At 72.0% G+C, this 17053-nt stretch carries 11 protein-coding genes; 7 read left to right on the top strand and 4 right to left on the bottom strand.

What is annotated here, in order from left to right:
* Window positions 1-26: 26 nt before the first annotated feature.
* Window positions 27-755: a ComF family protein gene (locus ACFRAR_RS32530; RefSeq protein ID WP_380702806.1), complete on the bottom strand. Its 729-nt coding sequence runs from the start codon at window positions 753-755 to the stop codon at window positions 27-29.
* 370 nt (window positions 756-1125) lie between these two features.
* Between ACFRAR_RS32530 and hpf the strand changes: the two genes are divergently transcribed.
* Together hpf and ACFRAR_RS32520 are read left to right on the top strand one after the other, a co-directional pair.
* Window positions 1126-1821: a ribosome hibernation-promoting factor, HPF/YfiA family gene (gene hpf / locus ACFRAR_RS32525; protein WP_380702804.1), complete on the top strand. Its 696-nt coding sequence runs from the start codon at window positions 1126-1128 to the stop codon at window positions 1819-1821.
* A gap of 204 nt (window positions 1822-2025) precedes the next feature.
* Window positions 2026-2778, top strand: coding sequence for a response regulator (locus ACFRAR_RS32520; protein WP_380702802.1), 753 nt, complete (start codon window positions 2026-2028; stop codon window positions 2776-2778).
* A gap of 12 nt (window positions 2779-2790) precedes the next feature.
* Here ACFRAR_RS32520 and ACFRAR_RS32515 read toward each other — a convergent pair whose 3' ends face one another.
* Complete coding sequence (locus ACFRAR_RS32515) at window positions 2791-4020, bottom strand: winged helix-turn-helix domain-containing protein (RefSeq protein ID WP_380702800.1); 1230 nt, start codon at window positions 4018-4020, stop codon at window positions 2791-2793.
* Window positions 4021-4080: 60 nt separating this feature from the next.
* Window positions 4081-4644, bottom strand: a complete 564-nt coding sequence (locus tag ACFRAR_RS32510; RefSeq protein WP_380702798.1) for a GNAT family N-acetyltransferase — start codon at window positions 4642-4644, stop codon at window positions 4081-4083.
* Between the two features lie 242 nt (window positions 4645-4886).
* Here ACFRAR_RS32510 and secA point away from each other — a divergent pair, with 242 nt between their 5' ends.
* Entirely contained in the window at window positions 4887-7649 is a 2763-nt protein-coding gene (gene secA, locus ACFRAR_RS32505) for a preprotein translocase subunit SecA (RefSeq protein ID WP_380702795.1), read from the top strand.
* 149 nt (window positions 7650-7798) lie between these two features.
* Here the strand turns inward: secA and ACFRAR_RS32500 are convergent, their stop codons facing one another.
* Window positions 7799-8272 (bottom strand): Rv3235 family protein, encoded by a 474-nt coding sequence (locus ACFRAR_RS32500; RefSeq protein ID WP_380702793.1) that lies wholly within the window; start codon window positions 8270-8272, stop codon window positions 7799-7801.
* A gap of 411 nt (window positions 8273-8683) precedes the next feature.
* On the opposite strand from ACFRAR_RS32500, the gene ACFRAR_RS32495 reads away from it, so the two are divergent.
* The 4 genes from ACFRAR_RS32495 (at window position 8684) to ACFRAR_RS32480 (ending at window position 17003) form a co-directional block, all read left to right on the top strand.
* Window positions 8684-9193, top strand: a complete 510-nt coding sequence (locus tag ACFRAR_RS32495) for a DUF6912 family protein (protein ID WP_380702791.1) — start codon at window positions 8684-8686, stop codon at window positions 9191-9193.
* Between the two features lie 61 nt (window positions 9194-9254).
* Window positions 9255-9911 carry an HAD family hydrolase gene (locus ACFRAR_RS32490; RefSeq protein WP_380702789.1) on the top strand — a complete coding sequence of 219 codons (657 nt, stop codon included), beginning with the start codon at window positions 9255-9257 and terminating at the stop codon, window positions 9909-9911.
* A gap of 233 nt (window positions 9912-10144) precedes the next feature.
* Entirely contained in the window at window positions 10145-11770 is a 1626-nt protein-coding gene (gene pruA / locus ACFRAR_RS32485; protein ID WP_380702825.1) for an L-glutamate gamma-semialdehyde dehydrogenase, read from the top strand.
* A gap of 286 nt (window positions 11771-12056) precedes the next feature.
* Window positions 12057-17003, top strand: a complete 4947-nt coding sequence (locus tag ACFRAR_RS32480) for an NAD-glutamate dehydrogenase (protein ID WP_380702787.1) — start codon at window positions 12057-12059, stop codon at window positions 17001-17003.
* The last annotated feature ends 50 nt before the right edge of the window (window positions 17004-17053 follow it).

The following is a 17053-nucleotide window of genomic DNA, read 5'->3' as shown; positions in this document are numbered from 1 at the left end:
GGGGCCGGGCCGGTTGGCCGCCCGGTTCAGCCGGCCGGGCGCGCCGTCGCCGCGACCGTGGCGCCCGCCCGGGCCGGCAGCCCGGCGTCGGCCAGCGCCCGGGCCGCCTCGGCGAGGCTGGCCCCGGTGGTCACCAGGTCGTCCACCAACACCGGGTGACGGCCCGCCAGGCCCGCCCGCCCCGCCCGGGCGCGCGGCAGCACGGTGAGCGCGCCGTGCAGGTTGCGGCGCCGCTCGGCGGCGTTCAGCCCGGCCTGGTCGGCGACCGGCCGGGCGTGCCGCAGCAGTGGCGCCGCCCGTACGTCCAGGCCGGCCCGGCGCAGCGAGCGGGCGGCCGCCCCGGCCAGCCGCAGCGTCGGATCGTGCCCCCGGGCGCGGACGGCCGAGCGTGTCGAGGGCATCGGGACCAGCAGCAGCGGCGCGGCCCCGGCCCGCGTCCCCAGGGCGGAGCGCACCGCCCGGCCGAGGGCCTCGCCGAGCGGGCCGGCCAGCCGCAGCGCGCCCCGCTCCTTGTGCGCGAGCAGCAGCTGCCGGACCGGGCCGGTGTACGGCGCGGCGGCGTGCGTCCAGGGCAGCAGGGTGGGCGCGGGGCGCGCGGCGGCCAGCAGGTGCCGGCAGTCCGGGCAGAGCTGGGCGCGTTCGCTGCCGCAGCCCGCGCAGTCGGCGGGCAGCAGGACGTCCAGCAGTCCGGCCAGCGCGTGGCCGAGCGGCCTGCGGACGAACGGCCGGCGGGCGGGGGAGGGGGACGGCGGCACGGCTGCTCCTGGCGGGCGGCAGGCACGGAGAGTGAGCACACAGTGCGCCGTACGGGGGGCGTTGTCCAGGTATTTACCCATACTTCACCCGCGAGAGGGTAGACAGGGTGCACCAGCTTGACCGCCCGAGCGCAATATCGGGTCATACCCTCCTTATCGCCTGAGGAGGCGAAAAACCCGTGTGAGGTGTTCGATAAGGCCCAGGGGGTTTCAACCGTCCCTGGTGGGGAGGAAGTGAGGTGAGGGCCAGTCGTTTCCCGCCGCTGGCGGTGGGGACGGGGGGTCGGCAGTGGATGGGCTGGTCCAGCTGGGTCTCAGCCCGATCCGGTAGCACCCGGATCGGCGTCAGCACGAGGGATCGGAGTTCTGCGTGGACATCGTCGTCAAGGGCCGCAAGACCGAGGTGCCCAAGAGGTTCCGCGAGCACGTGGCCGAGAAGCTGGAGAAGGTCCAGAAGTTCGACGCCAAGGCCATCAGCCTCGACGTCGAGGTGTCCAAGGAGCACAACCCGCGGCAGGCCGACCGCTCCGATCGGGTGGAGATCACTCTCCGCAGCCGTGGCCCCGTGATCCGGGCCGAAGCCGCCGCGGCGGACCCGTACGCGGCGCTCGACCTGGCTTCGGCGAAGCTCGACGCGCAGTTGCGCAAGTCCGCGGACCGGCGTCGGGTGCACAAGGGCGGCGCGAACGGCCGCACCCCGATCAGCGTCGCCGCGGCGACCGCGGCCCTGGCCGCGCTGCCGGACACGACGGCGCCGGAGGGCGAGACGAACGGCGCCGTCCGCAAGACCATGATGGGATCCCTGGAAGTGGAGGGCGAAGGCCCGCTGGTGGTCCGGGAGAAGACCCACCCGGCCGCCCCCATGGCGTTGGACCAGGCGCTCTACGAGATGGAGCTGGTCGGCCACGACTTCTACCTCTTCGTGGAGAAGGACAGCGGCCTGCCGAGCGTGGTCTACCGTCGGCACGGCTACAACTACGGCGTCATCCACCTGCAGACCGACCTCTCGGCCGGGTCGGGTGGCGGGGCCGGCGGCGCGATCAACGGGTTCGACGGCGAGGACTGACCGTCCGGGCAGTGATGGAGGGGTGACCCCGGCGGCCGTGGCCGCCGGGGTCACCGGCGTTTCGGCCCGGGGCGGTCCGAACCTCGTCGCGCTCCCGGAGGGAGGGGTCACCCGATGCGGGGGAATCGGCATCGGAGGGTGACCGTGGTGGTGTCGGAGCGTGGAATGATTGGCGCACGACTACCCGCGAAGGGGGAGGAGCGGATGGGGGATCACTTCGGGCTGGGGCCCGGGGTCGGGCCAGGACTGCCGTCGGGGGCGGAGGAGGAGCCCGCGTACGAGCCGCGCCGGGGTGAGCCGATCCGTGTGCTGGTGGTGGACGACCACGCGCTGTTCCGCCGGGGGCTGGAGATCGTCCTCGCGGAGGAGCCGGACATCAAGGTCGTCGGCGAGGCGGGGGACGGCGCCGAGGCCGTGCTGAAGGCCGCCGACCTGCTGCCCGACATCATTCTCATGGACGTCCGGATGCCGCGCCGCAGCGGGATCGAGGCCTGCACGGCGATCAAGGACGTGGCACCCAGCACCAAGATCATCATGTTGACGATAAGCGACGAGGAGGCCGACCTCTACGAGGCGATCAAAGCGGGGGCCACCGGCTACCTGCTCAAGGAGATCTCCACCGACGAGGTCGCCACCGCGATCCGCGCGGTCGCCGACGGCCAGTCGCAGATCAGCCCGTCGATGGCGTCCAAGCTGCTCACCGAGTTCAAGTCGATGATCCAGCGCCGCTCCGACGACCGGGACCTGGTGCCCGCACCCCGGCTCACCGACCGGGAGTTGGAGGTGCTCAAGCTGGTGGCGACCGGCATGAACAACCGGGAGATCGCCAAGGAGCTGTTCATCAGCGAGAACACCGTGAAGAACCACGTGCGCAACATCCTGGAGAAGCTCCAGCTGCACTCCAGGATGGAGGCGGTGGTGTACGCGATGCGGGAGAAGATCCTCGAAATAGGGTGAGCCGGGCGGGACTTACCCGTCCACCAGCAGCTTCTCCAGGGCCGGGCGCAGCCGTTCGTCGTGCAGCGTCCCGACCCGCACCTCCTCGCAGCCGACCCAGGCGGCCGCCTCGCGCAGCGCCGTCGCCAGCGCCTCGACGTGCCGCGTTCCGCCGCCCCGGCCGCCCTCCAGCGAGACCTGCCGGGCGACCAGGGTGCGGCCCTCACGGGCCGGGTCGACCCGGCCGACCAGGCGGCCGCCGGCCAGCAGCGGCATCGCGAAGTAGCCGTGCACCCGCTTGTGCCTGGGCGTGTAGGCCTCCAGCCGGTGCGTCATGCCGAAGATCCGCTCGGTGCGGGGGCGGTCCCAGATCAGCGAGTCGAACGGCGAGAGCAGCGTGGTGCGGTGGCGCCCGCGCGGGGCGGTGGCGAGGGCGGCCGGATCGGCCCAGGCCCGGGCCGGGCCGCCGTCCGGGCCCCAGCCGGCCACCTCGACCGGGACGAGCCCGCAGTCGGCGAGCACCGGGTCCAACTGCTCGGCGCGCAGCCGGTGGTAGTCCAGCAGGTCGGCCCGGGTGGCCACGCCGAGGGCGGCTCCGGCCTGGGCGGCCAGGGTGCGCACGCAGTCCTCGTCCGACCGGTCCTGCCCGAACAGGGCGTCCGGGATCGCCTGTTCGGCCAGCGCGTAGACCCGCTTCCAGCTCCGGCGCTCGGTGCAGACCACGTCGCCGAAGGCCAGCGCCCGCTCGACCGCGATCTTGGTGTCGGACCAGTCCCACCACTCGGAGGTCTTCTTGGCGCCGCCGAGCTCGGTGGAGGTCAACGGCCCCTCGGCGCGCAGTTTGTCGAGCACGGCGCGGTAGGTCTCGGGCGCGACCTGGTGGCCCCAGAGGTGGCCGCGGTCGCGGTAGCGGCGGCGCCGGAAGGCGAACAGCGGCCATTCCTCGATCGGCAGGACGCAGGCCGCGTGCGACCAGTACTCGAAGCCGGTGCCGCCGCCCCAGTAGGCCGCCTCGACGGCCGGGCGGCCGACCGCGCCGAGACGGGCGTACGGCACCAGCTCGTGGGAGCGGGCCAGCACCGAGATGGTGTCCAACTGGACGGAGCCCAGGTGGCGCAGCACTCCGCGCACCCCGGCCCGGCGGTCCGGCGCGCCCAGCAGGCCCTGGGCGCGCAGGGCGATCCGGCGGGCGTCGTCCGCGCCGAGGACGGCGACGGGCGCGGGCCCTGCGGAGGGGGCGGGACTGGCGGCAGCGGCGGTCATGCCGGGGAGCGTAGCCCGGGGCGCTGACAGCGGCCCCGGGCGGTGCCCGGGCCCCCGGGTTCAGTCCTCCAGGTCGCCGGGCAGGAGCGAGGCGATCCACGCGTCGTGGAAGGTGCCGCGCTGCTCGGCGTACGAGCGCAGGGTGCCCTCGAAGCGGTAGCCGGCCTTCTCGGCGACGGCGCGGGAGCCCCCGTTGCCGACGTACGCCTGCCACTCCAGGCGGCGCAGGCCGAGTCCGCGCAGGCCGTAGTGGGAGACGGCGCGGGCGGCCTCGGTGGTGTAGCCGCGGCCGCGGAACTCCTTCACGGCCCACCAGCCGATCTCGGCCGAGCCCGGGTCGTGAGCGCGCAGGACGAGCGCCTGGGAGCCGACCAACGCGCCGGACCCGCGCTCGAACACGCACCAGATCCGGTTCGCCCCGGTGCGCCGTCCCTCGGGGGCGAGGTCGCGCACGAAGAACTCCGCGTCCTCGCGCCGGTACGGCGAGGGGACGATCGTCCAGCGCTGGATCTCCGGGTCCTGGCAGGCGGCGTGGACGGCGTCGATGTCCGACTCGCGCGGGGCGCGCAGCAGCAGCCGGTCGGTGGTGAGCGTGGGGAGTTCGGCGGCGAGAGGTTCGTCCATGAACGGATTATTCCGCCGAGGGGGGAGGACGGGCATCCGAATATGCGCCCGACTCCGTGGCCCGCCGACCGATTTGTCATGGTGGACGGTGCTATCGGGACATGTGCCCGGGCGGGTGACACGGGAATACCGTGCTGACGCACCTCCCGGGGGGTTGGACTCCTCGCATACGATGGCCCGTGCGGTGGGGTGGACCCGCCGTGCAGTCGTCCAGTGCCAATACAGGCAAGGAGCCCGCTCAAGTGTCCGTCTTCGACAAGATCCTGCGCGCCGGCGAGGGCAAGATCCTTCGCAAGCTGCAGCGGATTGCTGCCCAGGTCAACTCCATCGAAGAGGACTTCGTCAACCTCACCGACGCCGAGCTGCGCGCACTGACCGACGAGTACAAGCAGCGGCTCGTGGACGGCGAGACCCTGGACGACATCCTCCCCGAGGCGTTCGCCACCGTCCGTGAGGCGGCCAAGCGCGTGCTCGGCCAGCGGCACTACGACGTCCAGCTGATGGGTGGCGCGGCCCTGCACCACGGGTACGTCGCCGAGATGCGCACCGGTGAGGGCAAGACTCTCGTCGGCACCCTGCCCGCGTACCTGAACGCGCTGACCGGCAAGGGCGTCCACCTGATCACCGTCAACGACTACCTCGCCGAGCGCGACTCGGAGTGGATGGGCCGGGTGCACCGCTTCCTCGGCCTCGAGGTCGGCGTGATCCTGGGCAGCATGACGCCCGCCGAGCGCAAGCGCCAGTACGCGATGGACATCACCTACGGCACGAACAACGAGTTCGGCTTCGACTACCTGCGCGACAACATGGCCTGGTCGAAGGACGAACTCGTCCAGCGCGGCCACAACTTCGCGGTCGTCGACGAGGTCGACTCGATCCTGATCGACGAGGCCCGCACCCCGCTGATCATCTCCGGCCCGGCCGACCAGGCGACCAAGTGGTACGCCGACTTCGCCAAGCTGGTGCTGCGCCTGAAGATCGACCGCGACTACGAGGTCGACGAGAAGAAGCGCACGGTCGGCATCCTGGAGGAGGGTGTCACCCGGGTCGAGGACTACCTGGGCATCGACAACCTCTACGAGTCGGTGAACACCCCGCTGGTCGGCTTCCTGAACAACGCCATCAAGGCGAAGGAGCTGTACAAGGCGGACAAGGACTACGTCGTGATGAACGGCGAGGTCATGATCGTCGACGAGCACACCGGCCGCATCCTGGCCGGCCGCCGCTACAACGAGGGCATGCACCAGGCGATCGAGGCCAAGGAAGGGGTGGAGGTCCAGAACGAGAACCAGACCCTGGCCACCATCACCCTGCAGAACTTCTTCCGTCTGTACGGCAAGCTCGCGGGCATGACCGGTACCGGCACCACCGAGGCCGCCGAGTTCCACCAGATCTACAAGCTCGGCGTGGTGCCGATCCCGACCAACAAGACGCCGCTGCGCATCGACCAGCCCGACCTGATCTACAAGTCGGAGCCGGCCAAGTTCGCCGCCGTGGTCGAGGACATCGCCGAGAAGCACGAGAAGGGCCAGCCGGTGCTGGTCGGCACCGTGTCGGTCGAGAAGTCCGAGTACCTGTCGCAGGAGCTGCGCAAGCGCGGCATCCCGCACGAGGTGCTGAACGCCAAGCACCACGAGCGCGAGGCGCAGATCGTCGCGCAGGCCGGTCGCAAGGGCGCCGTCACCGTCGCCACCAACATGGCCGGCCGTGGCACCGACATCATGCTGGGCGGCAACGCCGACCACCTGGCCGCCGCCGAGCTGGCGCAGCGCGGGCTGACCCCGACGGACACCCCGGAGGAGTACGAGGCCGCGTTCCCGACCGCGCTGGAGAAGGCCAAGGCCTCGGTGAAGGCCGAGCAGGACGAGGTCAAGGAGGCCGGCGGCCTCTACGTGCTCGGCACCGAGCGGCACGAGTCGCGCCGCATCGACAACCAGCTGCGCGGCCGCTCCGGCCGTCAGGGCGACCCGGGCGAGTCCCGCTTCTACCTGTCGCTGGGCGACGACCTGATGCGCCTGTTCAAGGCCGGCATGGTCGAGCGCGTGCTCTCGATGGCGAACGTGCCCGAGGACGTGCCGATCGAGTCCAAGATGGTCACCCGTGCCATCGCCTCCGCGCAGACCCAGGTCGAGCAGCAGAACTTCGAGATCCGCAAGAACGTCCTCAAGTACGACGAGGTGCTCAACCGCCAGCGCGAGGTCATCTACGGCGAGCGCCGCCGGGTGCTGGAGGGCGAGGACCTCCAGGAGCAGGTCGGCCACTTCATGGACGACACCGTCGAGGCGTACGTCCGGGCCGCCACCGGCGAGGGCTTCGAGGACGACTGGGACCTGGACAAGCTCTGGACGGCGCTCAAGCAGCTCTACCCGGTCGCCCTGGACCTGGAGGAGCTGGAGGAGGAGGCCGGCGGCCAGGCCGGGATGACCCCCGAGTTCCTGATCAAGTCCGTCCAGGAGGACATCCAGGGCCAGTACGGCGCCCGTGAGGACCAGCTCGGCGCGGAGATCATGCGTGAGCTGGAGCGCCGGGTCGTGCTGTCGGTGCTGGACCGCCGCTGGCGCGAGCACCTCTACGAGATGGACTACCTCCAGGAGGGCATCGGCCTGCGGGCCATGGCGCAGCGCGACCCGCTGATCGAGTACCAGCGCGAGGGCTTCGACATGTTCACCGCGATGATGGAGGGCATCAAGGAGGAGTCCGTCGGCTACCTGTTCAACCTGGAGGTCCAGGTCGAGCAGCAGGTCGAGGAGGTCCCGGTCGAGGACGCCCAGGTGGTGCTCGACAAGCTGGAGAAGGACGCCGCCCGCCCGGAGATCAAGGCCAAGGGCCTGGAGGCCCCGAAGCCGCAGCGGCTGCACTACACGGCCCCCTCGGACGAGGTCGGCGGCGGTGTGATCGAGGGTGACTTCGAGGACCTCGCGCCGGAGGACGAGGGCGACGGGCTGACCCGCGCCGAGCGCCGCAAGGCCGCCAAGTCGGCCAAGGGCCGCCGCCGCAAGGCCTGAGCCGGTCGCGGCGCCGGGCCCGGGCACACCGCCCGGGCGAGGCGCCGGACGCAGGGCGTGCCGACACGCAGGACGCCGCGCAGGGCGCCGTTCCCGGACCGGGACGGCGCCCTGCGCCGTTCGGTACCGCCGGGGGTCGGACAGGGCGTTCACCGGGCCTCCACGGCGGTGCACTGCCACTGTCCGGCCGGGCCGCGCTGCTCCAGCCGGAAGGCCACCACGTGGTGCCGCCGGCCGAGGTCGACCCGCACGCAGGCCTCGACGGCGTCCGGCGAGGGCGAGCGGTCGTGCACCGGGCCGAGCCGGGGCCGGTCGGCGCCGCCGCGGCGCAGCGCGCCCGTGCGGACCAGTGAGGCGAGCTGCCCGTAGCCGTCCAGGCTGGTGTGCCGCATCAGCTGGCCGGAGGGCCGTGCGCCGGTGAGCACCTCGACCAGCTGGCGGGCGAACCGGGAGGCCAGCGCCCCGGGGGCGGGGCCAGGGCCGGGGGAGGAGGCGCCGGCGCAGGCGGCGCGCGGGTGGCGCGGTCGGCGCCCCGCCGGGTCGCAGCCGCCGCCGGCGCGCGGGCGGCGGTGCGGGCGGGCGGTGAGCCGGGTGGTCAGGTGGTCGCTGAACGGGGTGGTCACGGGTGCTCCTCGGCTGGGTGGTGCGGGTACGGACGGGGCTGACGGGCCCAAGGTTGGGGGCGCCCCGGGTGGGGCGGCAACGGGGTTTCGGCCCGGCCTGGGCAGGCCTCCGGTTTCACCTATCCGGGGGAACCGGCCAGTGCGGCGACGGGCCGGGCGGGTCGTTCCCCGGCGCCGGGTTGACGGGCGGGGACGGGCCGCGGGGCCCGAAAGGGGACGTTCCGGCTGGGCGGACCGGGTGGCGGTGCCCGGCCGGCGCCCCGCGCCGTACCGGCCGGGCGCGCCCCGGCGGTGGGCGGGCCCGCCCGCACCGAGGGTGATCGCGGGCGGCCCGGCGGCGCTTATTCTTGGGGCGCTGGAGAAGCTGTGCCGCTGGACGAACCCCGCTGGACGAACCGGAGAGTGCCACCGATGCGCGTGTACGTGCCCACCACCCTGACCGGCCTGGCGGCGGCGCACGAGGGCGGCGCCCTGGAGCAGTCCGCCGCGTACGCCGTGACGCCCGCGCTTCGCGAGTGGTACGTCAGCGACGACCTGGAGGAGCTGGAGTACGCGGCGCTGAACCGGGCCGCCCAGTCCTCGCTGCGGCTGCTGGCCGGCGACCCGGACGCCCCGCGCCGCCGGGTCGTGGTGGCGCTGGACGTGGCCGACGCGTCGGTGCGCCCGTTCCCCGGCGACGAGTACCAGGACCAGGCCTCGCTCGGCCGGGTGGTGCTGGCCGGCCCGGTGCGGCTGGCCAAGGCCGCCGCGGTGCACGCCGACGTGGCCGACGACGAGGTGGTCACGGACGTCGCGGCGGCGGTGGCGGCGGTGGCCGCGGCCGACGCGGGCGACCAGGACGCCCAGTTCACCGTGGACGGAGCCGAGGACCACGACCTGCTCTGGTACGCGACCCAGGAGATCCCCGCGCTGTTCGCGTGAGCCCGCCGGCGTGAGTTCCGCCCTACCGGCGTGTCGCCCGTCCGGGTTACCGTTTCGCCCCGTGCGCACTCACATCGTTTGGGACTGGAACGGCACCCTCTTCCATGACATGGAGGCGGTGCTCGGGGCGAGCAACGCCGCGTTCGCGACCATCGGCGTCGGCCCGATGACCCTGCAGCAGTACCGGGAGCAGTACGAGATCCCGATCCCCCGCTTCTACGAGCGGCTGCTCGGGCGGATGCCCTCCGCGCAGGAGTGGCTGGACCTCGACGACGCCTTCCACGTCCGCTACCGCGAGCTCAGCCCGGCCTGCGGGCTGACCGAGGGCGCGCGGGACCTGTTGGCGGGCTGGCAGTCGGCCGGGCACAGCCAGTCGCTGCTGTCGATGTACGACCACGACCGGCTGGTCCCGCTGGTCGACGCCTTCGGCCTGGCCGGCAGCTTCCTGCGGGTGGACGGCCGCAGCGGCCCGTCCGGCGGGAAGAAGGCGGAGCACCTGACCCGGCACCTGGCCGCGCTCGGCGAGCGGGTCGACCCGGCCCGCACGGTGCTGATCGGCGACGCCGCGGACGACGCGCTGGCGGCGCTGGACGCGGGCGCCCACGCGGTGCTCTACACCGGTGGTTCGCACACCCGGGAGAAGCTGGAGCCGGTCGGCGTCCCGGTGGTGGACAGCCTGTCCGAGGCGGTCGAGCTGGCCGGCCGGCTCGTCGGCTGAGCCCCCGGGCCCGGCCGGGAGTGGGGGGACGGGGGGGGCGGCCCCCGCCCCCGCCCCGGGGGGGTCGGGCGGGCCCCCCGGCGCGTGGCCGGCCCCCCCGGCCCGGGCGGTGGGCGGCGGCCGCGGGCGGCCCCCACGCCCCCCGTCCGCGTGTCTGAACGGGCGGATCGCGCCCCGGCTGGTCAGGCTGGTGGCACAGCCGACCAGCCGCCAGGACGGAGCCCGCCATGCCCATCGACGCAGTCACCGAGGTGCCGACCCCGGTCAACGAGCCGGTGCGGTCGTACGCGCCCGGCAGTCCGGAGCGGGAGCGGCTGGTGCGGCGGCTGGACGAGCTGGCGGCCGAGCAGGTCCCGCTGCCGATGACCATCGGCGGTGAGCAGCGCTTCGGCGGCGGCGAGCGGATCGAGGTCGTCCAGCCGCACCACCACGCCGCCAAGCTCGGCGTGCTCGGCAACGCGACCCGGGAGGACGCCCGGGCGGCGGTGAACGCGGCGCTGGCCGCCGGTCGGCAGTGGCGCTCGCTCTCCTTCGACGACCGCGCGGCGGTCTTCCTGCGCGCCGCCGACCTGCTGTCCGGCCCCTGGCGGGAGACGCTCAACGCGGCCACCATGCTCGGCCAGTCCAAGACCGTGCAGCAGGCCGAGATCGACTCCGCCTGCGAGCTGATCGACTTCTGGCGGTTCAACGTCGGGTTCGCCCGGCAGATCCTGGCCGACCAGCCGATCTCCTCGCCGGGGGTGTGGAACCGCACCGACCACCGCCCGCTGGAAGGTTTCGTCTACGCGGTCACCCCGTTCAACTTCACCGCGATCGCCGGCAACCTGCCGACCGCCCCCGCGCTGATGGGCAACACTGTGGTCTGGAAGCCCGCGCCGACCCAGACCCTGGCCGCGTACCACCTGATGCGGCTGCTGGAGGCGGCGGGGCTGCCGCCCGGGGTGATCAACCTGGTGACCGGTGACGGTCTCCAGGTCTCCCCGGTCGCGCTGGCCGACCCGGCGCTCGCCGGGCTGCACTTCACCGGCTCGACCGCGACCTTCCAGTCCCTGTGGCAGACCATCGGCGCCAACATCGGGGGTTACCGCGCGTACCCGAGGATCGTCGGGGAGACCGGCGGCAAGGACTTCCTGCTGGCCCACCGCTCGGCCGACCCGGAGATCCTGCGGACCGCGCTGATCCGCGGCGCCTTCGAGTACCAGGGCCAGAAGTGCTCGGCGCTCTCCCGCGCCTACCTGCCGCGCAGCCTCTGGCTGAAGATCAAGGACGACTTCGTGGCCCAGGTGGACGCGCTCGCGGTGGGCGACGTGACCGACCTGTCCAACTTCATGGGCGCCCTGATCGACCGGCGCGCCTTCGAGAAGAACCGGGAGGCCATCGACCGCGCGAAGGCGGACCCGACGATCGAACTGGTGGCCGGCGGACAGTACGACGACGCGATCGGATGGTTCGTCCGGCCGACCGTCCTGGTCTCCTCCGACCACCGGGGCGAGATCTTCCGGACGGAGTACTTCGGCCCGATCCTCGCCGTCCACGTCTACGAGGACTCCCGCTGGGACGACGTGCTCCGCCGGGTCGACGAGGGCGCCCCGTACGGCCTGACCGGCTCGGTGATCGCGCAGGATCGCTACGCCATCGCCCAGGCCGTCGAGGCGCTGCGCTTCACCGCCGGGAACTTCTACATCAACGACAAGCCCACCGGCGCGGTCGTCGGCCAGCAGCCCTTCGGCGGCGGCCGGGCCTCCGGCACCAACGACAAGGCCGGCGCCGCCCAGAACCTGCTGCGCTGGACCTCGGCCCGGTCGATCAAGGAGACCTTCGTCCCGCCGACCCACCACGGATACCCGCATCTGGGCTGAGAGTGAACATCGGGCTCCGGTTTGGACATGCTGTCCAGGACGGACCTGACTTACTGCGACTTTGCGCCTCGCTGTCCCTGTGCACCTTCGATTGATCCGGTTAGGCTGGCTGGCGTCGTCGGGTGGCTTGCAGGGCGAACGTGTCGTCCTACCCGCTGGGAGGACATTTCATGCGTCGTCATGAGCCCCTTTCAGTCGGATGGTGCGGCAGGATTGCGGTGACCCGTCGGTGTACATCCACACACCACCGAGTCACGCAACGGCGCGCGACAGGAGTCAAGAAGTCATGCAGACCAAGCTGGACGCAGCCAAGGCCGAGCTGCTCAAGAAGGCAGCCGCAGCCGCTGAGAACAGCCAGGTGGGGGGAGCGGCGCCGGGAGAGGGTCTGAGCAACGGCGCTCTGACCGCGTACCTGCACCACTACTACCTGCACACCGCGCCCGAGGACCTGGTCGACCGCGACCCGGTCGACGTCTACGGCGCGGCCGCCTCCCACTACCGCCTGGGCCTCAAGCGCCCGCAGGGCACCGCCGAGGTGCGGGTCCACACCCCCTCGGTCGAGGAGAACGGCTGGTCCTGCGGCCACACCGTGGTCGAGGTCGTCACCGACGACATGCCCTTCCTGGTCGACTCCGTCACCAACGAGCTGTCCCGCCAGGACCGCGCGATCCACATCGTGATCCACCCCCAGCTGCTGGTCCGCCGTGACATCACCGGCAAGCTGCTGGAGATCCTGGACATCGACGCCTGCTCGCGCAGCCAGGCCGCCGGCGCCGAATGGCCGGCCGACGCGACCGTCGAGTCCTGGATGCACATCGAGATCGACCGCGAGACCGACCGTGAGGACCTGCGCGCCATCGAGTCGGACCTGCGCCGGGTGCTCGGCGACGTCCGCGAGGTCGTCGAGGACTGGGGCAAGATGCGCGAGAGCGCGCTGCGCCTGGCCGACGAGCTGGCCGAGGAGCCCCCGGCCGGCCTGCCCGAGCAGGAGGTCGGCGAGGCCTGGGAGCTGATGCGCTGGCTCGCCGACGACCACTTCACCTTCCTCGGCTACCGCGAGTACGACCTGGTCGAGCACGAGGGCGAGGAGGTCCTCAAGGCCGTCGCCGGGACCGGCCTCGGCATCCTGCGCTCCGACCCGCACGGCCACGACGACGCCCACCACGCGGTCAGCGAGGCCTTCGGCCGGCTCTCCGCGCCGGTCCGCGCCAAGGCCCACGAGAAGAAGCTGCTCGTCCTGACCAAGGCCAACAGCCGTTCCACCGTGCACCGCCCGGCCTACCTGGACTACGTCGGCGTGAAGAAGTTCAACGCCGCCGGCGAGCCGATCGGCGAGCGCCGCTTCCTCGGCCTGTTCTCCTCCGCCGCGTACACCGAGTCGGTCACCCGCATCCCGGTCGTGCGCCGCAAGGTCCAGGCGGTGCTGGAGGAGTCCGGCTTCTCCAGCGACAGCCACGACGGCCGCGACCTGCTCCAGATCATGGAGACCTTCCCGCGGGACGAGATCTTCCAGACCCCGGCCTCCGAGCTGCTCTCCATCGCGACGAGCGTGCTCTACCTCCAGGAGCGCCGCAAGCTGCGGCTGTTCCTGCGCCAGGACGAGTACGGCCGCTACTTCTCGGCCTTCATCTACCTGCCGCGCGACCGCTACACCACGCGCATCCGGCTGCTGATCACCGACATCCTCAAGGCCGAGCTGAACGGCGCCACCATCGACTACACGGTGTACGCCACCGAGTCGGTGCTGACCCGCCTGCACTTCGTGGTCCGGGTCGCCCCGGGCACCGAGCTGCCGAAGCTCACCGACACGGACATCGAGCGGATCGAGAACCGGCTGGCCGAGGCCGCCCGGTTCTGGATGGACGGCTTCCACGACCAGCTGCACACCGAGCTGGGCGAGGAGCGGGCCGCCGAGCTCGGCCACAAGTACGCCAACGCCTTCCCCGACGGCTACCGCGCCGACTTCCCGCCGCGCACCGCCGTCGCCGACATCAAGCAGATCGAGTCGCTGCACGGCGAGGGCGACTTCCGCCTGAACCTGTACCAGCCGGTCGGCGCCGGCGACGACGAGCGCCGCTTCAAGATCTACCGCGTCGGCGGCCCGATCTCGCTCACCGAGGTCCTGCCGGTGCTCCAGCGCCTGGGCGTCGAGGTGCTGGACGAGCACCCGTACGCGCTGCGCCGCTCCGACGGCAGCACCGCGTGGGTCTACGACTTCGGCTTGAAGCTGCGCGAGGCCACCGAGCTCACCGACGAGGCCCGCGAGCGCTTCCAGGAGACCTTCGCCGCCACCTGGACCGGCAAGGCCGAGAACGACGGCTTCAACGAGCTGGTGCTGACCGCCGGGCTGACCTGGCGCCAGGCGATGATGCTGCGCGCGTACGCCAAGTACCTGCGCCAGGCGGGCTCCACGTTCTCCCAGGACTACATGGAGGACGCGCTCCGCAACAACACCCACACCACCCGCCTGCTGGTCAACCTGTTCGAGGCCCGGCTGAGCCCGAGCCACCGCTCGGGAGCCCTGGAGCTGACCGAGGGCATCCTGGAGGAGCTGTCCGGCGCCCTCGACGAGGTCGTGTCGCTGGACGAGGACCGCATCCTGCGCTCCTTCCTGAACCTCATCAAGGCCACGCTGCGGACCAACTTCTTCCAGCACACCGCCTCCGGCGAGTGGCACTCCTACGTGTCGATGAAGTTCGACCCGAAGGCCATCCCGGACCTGCCGGCCCCGCGTCCGGCGTTCGAGATCTGGGTCTACTCGCCGCAGGTCGAGGGTGTGCACCTGCGCTTCGGCAAGGTCGCCCGCGGCGGTCTGCGCTGGTCCGACCGGCGCGAGGACTTCCGCACCGAGATCCTGGGCCTGGTCAAGGCGCAGATGGTCAAGAACACCGTCATCGTCCCGGTCGGCGCCAAGGGCGGCTTCGTCGCCAAGCAGCTGCCGGACCCGTCGGTGGACCGTGACGCCTGGCTGGCCGAGGGCGTCGCCTCGTACAAGACCTTCATCTCGGCGCTGCTGGACATCACCGACAACCTGGTCGGCGGCGAGGTCGTGCACCCGGCCGACGTGGTCCGCCACGACGAGGACGACACCTACCTGGTCGTCGCCGCCGACAAGGGCACCGCGACCTTCTCCGACATCGCCAACGGCGTCGCCGAGTCCTACGGCTTCTGGCTGGGCGACGCGTTCGCCTCCGGCGGCTCGGCCGGCTACGACCACAAGGGCATGGGCATCACCGCCCGCGGTGCCTGGGAGTCGGTCAAGCGCAACTTCCGCGAGCTCGGCGTCGACACCCAGACCGAGGACTTCACCGTCATCGGCATCGGCGACATGTCCGGCGACGTCTTCGGCAACGGCATGCTGCTCAGCGAGCACATCCGCCTGGTCGCCGCCTTCGACCACCGCCACATCTTCCTCGACCCGAACCCGGACGCGGCCGTCTCGCACGCCGAGCGCCGCCGCCTCTTCGAGCTGCCGCGCAGCTCCTGGGACGACTACGACAAGTCGCTGATCTCGGCCGGCGGCGGGGTCTTCCCGCGCAGCGCCAAGTCGATCCAGCTGACCCCGCAGGTCCGGGCCGTGCTGGGCGTCGAGGCGACCAGGCTGACCCCGGCCGAGCTGATGCGGGCCGTGCTCCAGGCGCCGGTCGACCTGTTCTGGAACGGCGGCATCGGCACCTACGTCAAGGCCTCCACCGAGACCAACGCCGAGGTCGGCGACAAGTCCAACGACGCCATCCGCGTCAACGGCGAGCAGATCCGGGCCCGGGTCATCGGTGAGGGCGGCAACCTCGGCTGCACCCAGCTCGGCCGCATCGAGTACGCGGCCACCGGAGGCCCCGAGGGCACCGGCGGCTGGATCGACACCGACGCGATCGACAACTCCGCCGGTGTGGACACCTCGGACCACGAGGTCAACATCAAGATCCTGCTCAACCAGGTCGTCACCGAGGGCGACATGACGGTCAAGCAGCGCAACGCCCTGCTGGCCGAGATGACCGACGAGGTCGGCCACCTGGTGCTGCGCAACAACTACGCGCAGAACGTGGTGCTGGCCAACGCCGTCTCCCAGGCGCACAGCATGGTCAACGTCCACGCCCGGATGATCAACCGGTTCGAGTCGGCCGGCCGGCTCGACCGCGGGCTGGAGTTCCTGCCCGCCGAGCGCCAGATCCGGGACCGCCAGCAGAACGGCCGGGGCCTCTCGCAGCCCGAGATGGCCGTCCTGCTCGCGTACACCAAGATCATCCTGGCCGAGGAGCTGCTCGCCACCGAGCTGCCGGACGACCCGTACTTCCGCGCCTCGCTGCACGAGTACTTCCCGACCGCGCTGCGGTCGAAGTTCGCCGACGCGATCGACAGCCACGCGCTGCGCCGCGAGATCATCACCACGCTGATCGTGAACGACACGATCAACCGCGGTGGCTGCACCTTCGCCTTCCGCCTGAAGGAGGAGACCGGCGCGACCTACGAGGAGATCGCCCGGACGCACACCGCCGCGCGGGCCGTCTTCGACCTGGAGCCGATCTGGGCCGAGATCGAGGACCTGGACAACAAGGTCCCGGCCCGGGTGCAGACCAAGATGCGCCTGCACTCGCGGCGCCTGGTCGAGCGCGCCACCCGGTGGATGCTCAACAACCGCCGCCAGCCGCTCGACATCGCCGGCACCATCGAGTTCTTCCACGACCGGGTCAACCAGGTCTGGGCCTCGCTGCCCAAGCCGCTGCGCGGCGACGACCTGGCCTGGTTCGAGTCGGTGTACGAGGAGCTCGCCTCGGCCGGGGTGCCGGACGCGCTGGCCACCCGGATCGCCGGCCTCTCCTCGGTCTTCCCGACCCTGGACATCGCCGAGGTCGCCGACCGTTCCGGCAAGGACGTCGCCGAGGTCACCGACCTCTACTACGACCTGGGCGACCGGCTCCAGATCTCGCACCTGCTCGACCGCATCATCGAGCTGCCCCGCACCGACCGCTGGTCGTCGATGGCCCGGGCCGCGATCCGCGAGGACCTCTTCGCGGCGCACGCGGCGCTGACCGCCGACATCCTGGCCTGCGGCCCCGAGGGCGCCACCCCGGAGGAGCGGTACACCGCCTGGGCCGAGCTCAACTCGACCCTGCTGAACCGCGCCAAGACCACCCTCGACGACATAAGGGGTTCGGACAAGTACGAGCTGTCCAGCCTCTCGGTCGCGATGCGCGTCATCCGCACCCTGCTGCGCACCGGTTCGATGCGCTGACGGCTCCATGAGAACGGCGGGGGCCCCGCCCCCCCGACCCCGGCCCCCCC

The organism is Kitasatospora sp. NPDC056651 (genome assembly GCF_042792155.1).
Taxonomy (GTDB): domain Bacteria; phylum Actinomycetota; class Actinomycetes; order Streptomycetales; family Streptomycetaceae; genus Kitasatospora.
This window is presented reverse-complemented; position numbering and strand designations above follow the sequence as displayed.